Source organism: uncultured Campylobacter sp. (genome assembly GCF_938045205.1).
In the GTDB taxonomy this organism is placed as follows: domain Bacteria; phylum Campylobacterota; class Campylobacteria; order Campylobacterales; family Campylobacteraceae; genus Campylobacter_B.
On sequence record NZ_CALIMY010000114.1, the window covers coordinates 1 to 9,918 of the forward strand.

The 9,918-nt window shown below is 48.4% G+C and carries 11 protein-coding genes; 2 read left to right on the forward strand and 9 right to left on the reverse strand.

What is annotated here, in order from left to right:
- The first annotated feature begins 171 nt into the window (after positions 1-171).
- The gene (locus Q0198_RS07105) at positions 172-510 is read left to right on the forward strand and encodes a hypothetical protein (protein ID WP_297896457.1); all 339 of its coding nucleotides are present in this window, start codon (positions 172-174) and stop codon (positions 508-510) included.
- On the opposite strand, the gene Q0198_RS07110 is transcribed toward Q0198_RS07105, so the two are convergent.
- A complete protein-coding gene (locus Q0198_RS07110) occupies positions 474-1,256 on the reverse strand; it encodes a tetratricopeptide repeat protein (RefSeq protein ID WP_297896459.1) in 783 nt (260 codons plus the stop codon). The genes Q0198_RS07105 and Q0198_RS07110 overlap by 37 nt on opposite strands.
- 208 nt (positions 1,257-1,464) lie before the next feature.
- On the opposite strand from Q0198_RS07110, the gene Q0198_RS07115 reads away from it, so the two are divergent.
- Complete coding sequence (locus Q0198_RS07115; RefSeq protein WP_297896461.1) at positions 1,465-1,596, forward strand: hypothetical protein; 132 nt, start codon at positions 1,465-1,467, stop codon at positions 1,594-1,596.
- A 79-nt stretch (positions 1,597-1,675) separates the two neighbouring features.
- Here the strand turns inward: Q0198_RS07115 and argS are convergent, their stop codons facing one another.
- The 8 genes from argS to Q0198_RS07155 all read right to left on the reverse strand — a co-directional run.
- Positions 1,676-3,472, reverse strand: a complete 1,797-nt coding sequence (argS, locus tag Q0198_RS07120) for an arginine--tRNA ligase (protein WP_297896463.1) — start codon at positions 3,470-3,472, stop codon at positions 1,676-1,678.
- A 5-nt stretch (positions 3,473-3,477) separates the two neighbouring features.
- Entirely contained in the window at positions 3,478-3,687 is a 210-nt protein-coding gene (gene tatA, locus Q0198_RS07125; RefSeq protein ID WP_297896465.1) for a twin-arginine translocase TatA/TatE family subunit, read from the reverse strand.
- 10 nt (positions 3,688-3,697) lie between these two features.
- Positions 3,698-4,312 carry a guanylate kinase gene (gene gmk, locus Q0198_RS07130; protein ID WP_297896467.1) on the reverse strand — a complete coding sequence of 205 codons (615 nt, stop codon included), beginning with the start codon at positions 4,310-4,312 and terminating at the stop codon, positions 3,698-3,700.
- Positions 4,312-6,414 (reverse strand): hypothetical protein, encoded by a 2,103-nt coding sequence (locus tag Q0198_RS07135; RefSeq protein ID WP_297896469.1) that lies wholly within the window; start codon positions 6,412-6,414, stop codon positions 4,312-4,314. The genes gmk and Q0198_RS07135 overlap by 1 nt, the downstream gene beginning before the upstream one ends.
- A gap of 57 nt (positions 6,415-6,471) precedes the next feature.
- The gene (locus tag Q0198_RS07140) at positions 6,472-7,113 is read right to left on the reverse strand and encodes an ABC transporter ATP-binding protein (protein WP_297896470.1); all 642 of its coding nucleotides are present in this window, start codon (positions 7,111-7,113) and stop codon (positions 6,472-6,474) included.
- 2 nt (positions 7,114-7,115) lie between these two features.
- On the reverse strand, positions 7,116-8,180 hold the full coding sequence (gene tsf / locus Q0198_RS07145) for a translation elongation factor Ts (protein WP_297896472.1): 1,065 nt from the start codon (positions 8,178-8,180) through the stop codon (positions 7,116-7,118).
- On the reverse strand, positions 8,180-8,977 hold the full coding sequence (gene rpsB / locus Q0198_RS07150) for a 30S ribosomal protein S2 (RefSeq protein ID WP_297896475.1): 798 nt from the start codon (positions 8,975-8,977) through the stop codon (positions 8,180-8,182). Before rpsB ends, tsf begins: the two co-directional genes overlap by 1 nt.
- A gap of 279 nt (positions 8,978-9,256) precedes the next feature.
- Positions 9,257-9,918, reverse strand: a 662-nt coding sequence (locus tag Q0198_RS07155) for a polyphenol oxidase family protein (protein WP_297896477.1), incomplete at its 5' end; no start/stop codon positions are given.

Below are 9,918 nucleotides of genomic sequence, written 5' to 3' on the forward strand. Positions count from 1 at the left end.
GCTAAATTCCGCGCCGTAAAATTTTAAAATCTAAATTTATACCTTGCTTGCAGCGCCGTCCGTAAAATTTTAAAGTTGAGATTCTGCGAGTCCTGAATTTAGAGCTAAGCCTTAAAATTTCATAGCGATAGAATTTCAAGTAAAGCTCCGCCGCTAAATTTAACTAATCGCATGCATGGGCTATCTACGCCTTGCCGAATTTCGCACGTCGTAAAATCTCGGCGAAATTGCGCGCGCTACAAAAGCTCACAAACCCGTCGCGGTAGTATCGCAGAAGCCGCCGCAAAATTAATACCACGCGACAAGCAGGGCAAACAGGCGGTGCAAGGCGCGAGCAGTGCAAAACAAACAGCGTACGGCAAACAGCACAAAACAGAAACTCGCGACGGACAGCGCACGGCGAGCAGTGAAAAACAGATGGCGTGCACGGCAGGCAGTGCAAATCGGCAAATGTGCGCCGGGCTACCAAGCGCCTACTTCTTTAAAATTTGGTTTTTCATGAATTCGTAGAGCTGGCAGGATTTTTTATTGCCCGCGTCGCAGCCCTTTTTGACCCATCCAAGCCCCTTGGAAAATCCGCGCAGATCCCCCTTGCTCACATACAAATAGCCTAAATTATTGCAGGCATCGCCGAAGCCCAGCTCGCAGGATTTGGTGTAAAGCTTCTCCGCCTTGTCGCGATCCTGCGGCGCGCCGAGGCCCTTATCATACGCAACGCCGGCGTTATAGCAGCTGTCCGCTAGCCCGCCGTCACAGCCTCGCTCGAAAAAGCTCACCGCCTTTGCCGGATCCGCCGCAAGCCCGAAACCGCCCGTGTAATAGACCACGCCCGCATTGTGGCAACTCTTGGCATAGCCCAAATCGCAGGCCTTAACGTAACGCTGCGCGGCGGCAACGAAGTCCCTGCTTAGGCGCCCTCGCTGATACAGGTTGCCTAGCTTGTGGCAGGCTATGGCGACGTTTTTATCGCACGCTGCGGCATAAAATACGCCCGCTTGCGTCGCATTGCCCTCGCCGTCGTATAGAGCTCCCAAATCAAAGCAGCTATCTTTCTCGCCCGCCTCGCAAGCCTTGGCAAAAGCGAGCCTGGCGCCATCGTAATCTCCGCGGGAAAGCTTGTCGCGCCCCAGCTGCGCACAGCTTACGCCATCGCCGCGGTAGCATTTGAACGACAAAACGGGTGACGGCAAAAAAAGTACCATAACCAAGATGCAAACGGCAATCGAAAGCGCCGCTATGTCGATGATCTTTCTCATATCTATCCTTTTTGCGGCGATGCGCCGCGGGGCTCAAGGAGTACTCTTGCAGGCAAATCCCGCCAAGGAGAATTTTACGAATTAAATTTCGTCGTATGAAAATCTAATCTGCACAAAAATTTTAGTACCTTAAGCCTTGTTTTAAAATTTTACTTAAAACTTCCACGCCGCAAAATTTTAAAATTTCAAAATTCCGCAAGCAGTAAATTTGCAGCCGAATTTAAATTTTACGAACGGTGCAGTAGCAATACTGCGAAACCGCCCGCAAAATTCTAAAATCGAAATTTTACGAGCCGTAAATTTAGAACTAGCTTTAAAATTTCATAGCTATAAATTTTAAGTAAAATTTCGCTTTGTATTTAAATCATAAAATTTCGTTCGTGAGATTTAGGCTATCGGCGCGAATGTAGCCTGTGCGGCTACATTTTCTCTTTCGCGTTTAGGCCCATCAGGGCAAACGCCGTGCGGATACTAAGCGCCACGAGCGCAAACAGCTTGAGCTTCGCGTCCTCATTCTCGCTGCCTACGACGCGGCTTTCGTTGTAGTATTTGTGAAAGTCTGCCGCGAGTGCCTTTAGGAAATCGGGCAGCTTCTGTAAGCCGCGCGAATTAAAGGCGTCGTTTAAAATTTCATTTAAACCAAGCGCCGCAAAAGCTAGGCCTAGCCCGGCTTCATCCAGCGTGCCGAAGTCCGCGCCTAGGACATCCGTCTCGCGCTTGCCCGCTTTGGTAAAAATTTGATTGACCCGCGCGTGGGCGTAGTTGATGTAGAAGATCGGATTGCTGCTGTCCTCGCGCGCGAGCTCGTCCACGTCGAACTCAAGCGGCGTCTCACCCTTTTTGCTGATAAAGATAAATCGCATCGCGTCCCTGCCGATCGCAGCGAGCACGTCGCTCATCAAAATCGCGTTGCCCGCGCGCTTGCTCATCTTGTAGGTCTGCCCGTCTTTGAGCAAATTTACCATCTGCATTAGGATGATCTCGAGCCTGCTTTCGTCGTAGCCCAGAAAATGCACGGCAGCCTTTAATCGCGCGATATAGCCGTGATGATCGGCGCCCCAGATGTTGATGCAGCGCTCATATCCGCGCCCAAATTTGTTGTTGTGATAGACGATGTCGCCCGCAAGATAGGTCGGGCGCGCATCCTCGCGGATGACGACGCGATCTTTTTCGTCGCCGAGCTGCGATGAGCGGATCCAAATTTTACCCTCCGCCTCATACATCTTGCCGCTGCGCTCAAGCTTCTTAATCGTAGGCTCAAGCTCGCCGTAGAGGCTCTTTTCGCTAGCCCAGTTTTGGATGTGAATGCCCGCATCTGCGAGATCTTTTTGGATAATCTTTAGCACTTCGTCCTTAGCAAACTCCGCAAGCTGCAAGATCCGCGATTCGTCGCGGAAAATTTCATCGCCGAATTGGGCGCGCGCAAGAGGGATGATCTCGTCTATATACTCGCCGCGGTAGTATTTCTCGGGATAGTTCACGTCCTCGCCCGCGAGTTCGCGCTCACGAAGCGCGATCGAAGTGCCCAAAAGCTCGATCTGATTGCCCGCGTCGTTGATGTAGTACTCGGTATCGACGCGGTGCCCCAGATAGCGCCCGATGCGCGCGAACGTATCGCCGTAAACGGCGCCGCGCACGTGCCCGATATGAAGCGGACCGGTCGGATTGGCGCTGATGTATTCAAGCAAAATTTTTTGCGGCGCAGCGGCGGAATTCCGCGCCTCATCGCAATTTGATGCTACGACGGAATTTGACGCCTCTTCGGAATTCTGCAAAATAAAATTTTGCCTAGTGGCGGAATTTTGCGATTTGGCGGCGTCATTGCCGTTCGCAGCCAAATTCGTAGCGGAGCCTTTGCTAGCAGGCTCGCTCGCGCAAATCCTTTCCGAAGCCGGTAAAATTCCACGTCCAAGCTCGGCGTCGTTTTTCGCAAAATCGCCGCCCAATCTAAGAGCATTTTCAGCAAGCGCACCCAACACGGCGGGCTTTAGGTGAAAATTTAGATAGCCGTTCACCGCCGTGGTGCTTAGAATTTCGCTATCTTTAAATTTAGCCGCAAGCTCCTCGGCAATGAGCTTAGGCGCCTTTCGCAGCTCCTTAGCCAGCGCAAAAGCCTCGGGCGAGGCATAATGGGCCAAGCTTTTATCTTTGGGCTTTTCTAAAACGACTTCGCGAGATAAAATTTTAAAAATTTCGTTTAAGACTAAATTTTTCAAATCCTTTACGCCTTCTTATTATCGCTAATTTCGGCGTCTTTGATCTCTTCCTCGGCCTTTTTCTCGACCTTTTCAGGCGTGTCGTCCTCCATCTCTTTTTTGAAGGTCTTAATGCCCTTGCCTACACCCTTTGCGAGCTCCGGGATCTTTTTAGCTCCGAAAAGCAACACGATGATCACTAAGATAATTAGCAGTTGTTGAACGCTTACGCCCATTTTTTCTCCTTTAAATTTTCCAAATTTCGATTAGCTTGCCTATGTCGCGGCTTGCCGTTTCTAGTTTAATAGTTTTGTAGATTGATCTTAAATTTTCATACGCCGCTTCCAGGCGGTCGTTTATTATGAAATAATCATACTCACCTAGGCGCTCCATCTCCTCTTGCGCGTTTTGCAGGCGTAAAGCAATATCGGCGGGATCATTATCGCCACGAGCACGCAACCTATCCCTAAGCTCCGACAAGCTCGGCGTAGTAATAAATACGCTAGTAAGCTCGCTTTTAGGCACTTTGCTACGCACGATCTCATATCCTTGCACATCGATATCAAAAATCACGATCTTACCCCGCTCAAGCTCGCTCGTAGCGGCCTTTAGCGAAGTACCGTAGTATTTGCCATGAACTAACGCCCACTCTAAAAACTCTCCGCGATCGATGCCTGCGCGAAACTCGCTCTCGCTTATGAAATGATAATTGACGCCGTCCGCTTCGCCCGCACGCATTTCGCGCGTCGTAGAGGAGATCGAGAAGTATATCTGCCCGCCGAATTCTGCGATAAGACGCTTTATGAGCGTGCTTTTGCCGCTACCGCTTGGACCGGAAACGAGCAAAATTTTGCCCCGCACTACCGATCTCCAAACGATATATCGATATTGATCTTAAAGTCCTTCAGCGCGTCTTTGGCGTCCTTACTGCCCGCAAATTTCTCGATCGTACTTGCGATGCCCGCTTCCAGATCATCGCGCAGTTTGGTTTTCAGCTCCTCTGCGCTCGGTTTTTTACTATGCTCGTTACGCAGCGGCTCGCTTTTGGCGCTATGCTCCAACTCGCTTGCCATAAGGCTGGCAAACTCCGCCGCAGCCGAAGCGGCAAGCTCATTCGGCATAGCTTGCGCGCCAAATTTCATCTCATTTACCTGCTCGGACGCGCCAAATTTAGGAGATTTAAATTCGGTGCGCTCCGAAGGCTTTGATATAGGCTTTGAAGCATTAAATTTTATCTGCTGCGCGGCGCTCTTTGTAGGCTTACCGGATTTAAATTGCTCGCTATCCGCAGAGTTTGCGGCAAACGAGTTTGCAAAATCACCCTCCATAGCGCGCAAAAATCCGTCCGCAAACCCGCCGGCAACGCTATCAGATTGTTCGCTTTGCTTCGGTAAATCTGAGGCATCTAATATGTGCGGCAAGTTTAGCTCCGAAAAATTTGGCGCAGGAGTAGAATTTATAATCCCGGTATTGCTAGAATTTGCAGAAGCTACGAAATTCGCGGAAGCTGCGAAATTTGCGCCAATTGAATCCCCTGCTTCATTATGAGCAGACATAAGCGTATTCTGTGCAAGTCCGCCAGTAAATTCCATGCTTTGAAACGGAACGGCGTTATAAAGATTTTCGCGAGGTATATCGCCCGCACCCGCTAGCGCAATCGGCGTATCTGAAGTGACCTCGTATTGAGACGAAATTTGCGTCTTTTGAAAATCCGTAGCCGCTTTATTTTTATCATGCGCAGATTTTTTATCCTCTTTTTCATCAGAAGCAAACGCAGCCGCGGCAAAATTATCATATCCACCAAACTCCTCTACGGGCATGCCAGCACTATCGAAAAGCCTGGAAAAATCCATATCAAATCCGCTGTTAACAGACGCGCCAGCTGCATCTTGCACTACTTGCGAGGCAGAATTTTTTTCCTCTGTTTTATAGGCAAATGAGCCATCTGATTCATGCTGTTTAAGCGTAACGTCCGCAGAGTCTTTCGCTTCCTCTAAATTAGGCGCAGCGTCTGCCTTTTTTTCAACAGCAGTTTCATTAGAGCTGCCAGCTCTTTGCGACTCGTCTTGCTGAGCAAGCGGTAAAGTTTCGCTTGCCTGTGCGACAAGAATTTCATCTTCTGTCTGCGATTTATCTGTTTTGAAATTCTTAGGATTTTCATCGTCTAGCGCTGCTAAAGCTATCGGAGCGTCATCCTTTGCGAGTGGAATTTCATCTTGAGGAGCGTGATTACTTTCGGCAGACTCGCTTGCGCTGATACTATTTAGCGGTACATCCTCAGGGATATCGCTAGCAACTAAGTTTAGAGGCATATCATCTGCGATATTATCCGCAATCTTTTCTGCAACGGCGTTAAGCGGCGCATCATCGGCGATGGTGTCCGCAAGAGCTGCTTCATCTGCAAGCTGCGAGAGCGGAATATCATCTGCGATCTCGTCCGTGCGCGGCATATCACCTAGCAACTGCGAAAGCGGCACATCATCTGCAATCTCGGGCGCTATATCGTTTGCCAGCTGTGAAAGCGGTATATCCTTGCCGGAGTCATAAAAGTTATCCACGAGCTCTTCAAAATTACTGCCCGAAGCGGAATTTGCCTGGTCAATCGCATCAATCTCTTTCATCACAGAGCTTGCATCGGCAAATTCTTTCGCCATTTTTTCTTTAGCCTGCACGCTCATATTTTGAACCGAAAATTCGCTAATAAACGTAATGAGCTCAAGCGGCGAAAAAGGCTTGGTAAGGGTATATCGCGCTCCTGGCACCGAGACGTTTTTAGGCGTCAGAAACAGCGTTTTATTAAGATCAAATTTTGAAATATCGTCGCCATCTTCATAATTTTTTATCGTCAAATCATATTCACTCTCGTCCGCACTATATGCTACCAGATCCGCACCGATGCGCTCGCAGCAAATATTTACGACACTTGCAACCTGCTCATTGTGATTGTCAAGTAGAATTTTCATTTATGACCTTTTAGAAAGAATTTGGGCTATTGTAAGATATTTTTGGTTATTAATTGCTTATATTTGCGCTAAATTTCGGTTATTTAGGCGATAAACTTTGCAGCATTTTTGCGCTAAATTCTCATCGTGAGTCACGAGCACGAGTGCGCCACGGCTGGATTTTACGTAATCAAAGATCACGTCCATGACCTCGTTTGCGGTATCCTTGTCTAAATTTCCAGTAGGCTCGTCGGCAAAGATTATGCGCGGCTTTTTGCAAAGTATGCGAGCGATGCTCACGCGCTGCTGCTGTCCGCCGCTAAGCTCGCCCACGCCTTGCTTTAAAGTATGTTCGATCTGAAGCTTTTTTAAAATTTCATCATCTATCGCATTATTCGTAAGTTTGGCGGCAAGTTCAATATTTTCGCCAGAGGAGAAGCCCTTAAAAAGGTAGTGGGATTGAAATATTATGCCAAAGTCGTTACGGCGAATTTTAAGTCTCTCATCAGAGCTTAGCTCGTAAATACTGCGCCCGCCGTAGATCACTTCGCCCGAGTTTGGTTTTAAAAGCGTGCATAAAATATGAAGCAGGGTCGATTTGCCGCAGCCGCTAATGCCTAAAATAGCGATGCTTTCGCCCTCTTGAATGCTTAAGCTTACATTTTCAAAGAGCGTATAATCATACGCGTGAGTGAGATTTACGCCCTTTAGAAGTTCCATATTTAGCCGATTTGAGCCGCTACTTCGGCAGCAAAGTCTTCGCTCTTTTTCTCTAGACCCTCGCCCACTTCGAAGCGGACGTATTTTACGATCTCGATTTTGCCGCCTAGTTTTTTAGCCTCTTCGTCAATCACCTGCTCGACGGTTTTCTTATCGTCCATGACGTAAAATTGCCCTAGCAGCGTGAGGCGCTGATCGATTTGGGTATTATCAGCGATGAAGCGATCAATCTGACCCGGTAAAATTTTATCCCAAATTTTTTCAGGTTTATTTTGCTTACGAAGCTCGTCTTTTAAAACTTCGATCTCTTTGGTTAAAATTTCATTGCTTAGATGCGCGCGCGAGCCGAACTGCGGGATCTTATGAAGGGGCTTACCTAAACGCACAAACTCCTCGTTTTCCTTTTCAAACTCGCCTTTAAGAGCTAAGAATTCTTTTTCAATAAAATCGGGATCAAGCTCTTTATAGCTGATGACCTGCGGTTTCATCGCAGCTGCGTGCATGCAGAGATTTTTTATAAGATCCTTCGCACCCTCCGCAGTTCGCTCGCTGTCACAAGCTGCTGCGATGATTACACCTACGCGGCCGTTTGAGTGCAGGTAGCCGTTTACTACTCCGTTTGCGCCCGCCTTAATCGTCTCAAATCTTCTAACGACCAAATTTTCACCGATCGTAGCGATCTGGCTTTTTAGATGCTCATCGAATTTAACGCCGTCGATGATGCTGGAATTTAGCTCATCAATGCTGCTAATGCCCTTGCTTTGGATATGTAGAGTGGTATTTTTTACTAAATTTATAAAATTTTGATTTTTAGCCACGAAGTCGGTTTCAGAATTTATCTCGCTTATGGTTGCGATCTTGTGATCCGCGCCCACTTCGACGCTCACTAGACCTTCGCTAGCTAAGCGGTCGGCTTTTTTAGCGGCCTTTCCGAGACCTTTTTCGCGAAGTAGATCGACGGCCTTATCCATATCGCCGTCTGTTTCAACCAAAGCCTTTTTGCAGTCCATCATCCCCGCTCCGGTGCTTTCGCGGAGCTCTTTTACCATTTGCGCGCTGATTTCCATTACTCTTCGTCCTCGCTTACGTCAAAATCCTCTTCGCTCATCGCCTCAGCTACGACTTCCTCTTTCTCCTCGTCGCTGACGGCTTCGCTCTGCTCGCCATCCTCGCTTGCGTCTTGATCGCGAAGCGCCTTACCTTCGTTGATCGCCTCAGCCATCTCTTGGCAGAAAAGCTGAACCGAGCGGATCGCATCGTCGTTGCCGGGTATCGGGAAATCGACTACGTCCGGATCGCAGTTCGTATCCAAAGGCGCGATAACCGGCATTTTTAGGCGATTAGCTTCCGCTACGGCGATCTTTTCTTTTACGACGTCGATGACGAAGATCATATCAGGCAAGCCCTTCATATTGCGGATGCCGCCTAGATAAAGCTCGAGCTTCTCTTTTTTGCGGCGAAGCATTAGCGCCTCTTTTTTGGTTAATAAATTTATCGAGCCGTCCTCTTCCATAGTCTCGATTACTTCGAGCTTGCGGATCGATTGTTTGATAGTGGAAAAATTCGTCAGCATGCCGCCTAGCCATCTGTGGCTCACATAAGGCATGCCGCACTTCTCGGCGTACTCTTTTAGCGTCGCGCCGGCTTGTTTTTTGGTGCCTACGAAAAGTATTGTCTTGCCCTCGGCAGCCGCGTCGCGTACGATATTATAAGTGTAGCGGAAGTAGCGGATAGTTTTTTGTAGATCTATGATGTAGATACCTTTTCTCTCGCCGAAAATGAATTTTTTCATCTTCGGATTCCATCTGCGCGTTTGGTGTCCGAAATGAACGCCGCACTCTAGCAAATCTCTCATTGTTACCATGAGTTTTCTCCTTGTGGGTTTCCCCGAAATTTAGTTTATTCCTCCGCATCCGCCCGTAAATTTGCTCTAAATTTACAACTAAATCAAGGATTGATGCGTGTGAAATGAAATAAGAATTATATTTAAAATTTTATTAAAACAAGCTTGATTGTTATGCGATTTTACATAACTTATATAGTGTTTTGTTTTTATTCTGACGCATGCAAATTTGCTTAAGATTTCACAACAAATACCCCTTTTATCTAAACAAATTTACAATTAAAATGCATGAATTTTAGATTAAATTTTATTCATCACAAAGCCGCAGAAGCGCCCCGTGACGCCATCTCTGCGGTATGAAAAATGCCGCTCGCTCTCGAAGGTGCAGCGCGGATCAAATTTAACGTTTCGCACCCCCGCAGCTGCGAGCTCGTCGCGCAACGCGGCGTTCATATCAAAGCACCCCTGCGTTTTGTAGCGCTCAAACTCGCCCAGATCAAGCCCGCCAAGTTCGTAATTTCGCGCCTTGATATTTGCACCCACGAATACCTTCAGCTCCGCAGCGACGCAGCCAAAGCGCTCGCTCATCAAATTTATCGCATTCGTGCAGATCCGCCCTATCACGCCCGCACGCCCCGCATGCACCGCAGCGACCACGCCACGCCGCTCGTCCGCGATCAAAACGGGCGAGCAGTCCGCTACCAGCACGCACAGCGCCACGCCGTGCAGATCGGTCACAAGCCCATCGCAGGGCGGGATTTCATCGCTAGCTGCGCGTAAAATTTCAACTTTGTTTGAGTGGATCTGGCGCATAAATTTTAAATTTCGAGGCTCGATGCCGAGCGCGGTGGCTAAAATTTCGCGGTTTTGCGCGACGTTTTGCGGATCGTCTCCCACGTGATCCCCTAAATTTAAGCTCGCGTAAGCTCCGCCGCTTACGCCTCCTTCGCGCGTGCTAAAGC

Coding starts and splice junctions, on each gene's coding strand:
- Q0198_RS07135 (WP_297896469.1), bottom strand. CDS start 6,414: ATGAAAATTCTACTTGACAATCACAATGAGCAGGTTGCAAGTGTCGTA.
- rpsB (WP_297896475.1), bottom strand. CDS start 8,977: ATGGTAACAATGAGAGATTTGCTAGAGTGCGGCGTTCATTTCGGACAC.
- tatA (WP_297896465.1), bottom strand. CDS start 3,687: ATGGGCGTAAGCGTTCAACAACTGCTAATTATCTTAGTGATCATCGTG.
- tsf (WP_297896472.1), bottom strand. CDS start 8,180: ATGGAAATCAGCGCGCAAATGGTAAAAGAGCTCCGCGAAAGCACCGGA.
- Q0198_RS07140 (WP_297896470.1), bottom strand. CDS start 7,113: ATGGAACTTCTAAAGGGCGTAAATCTCACTCACGCGTATGATTATACG.
- Q0198_RS07105 (WP_297896457.1), top strand. CDS start 172: ATGCATGGGCTATCTACGCCTTGCCGAATTTCGCACGTCGTAAAATCT.
- Q0198_RS07110 (WP_297896459.1), bottom strand. CDS start 1,256: ATGAGAAAGATCATCGACATAGCGGCGCTTTCGATTGCCGTTTGCATC.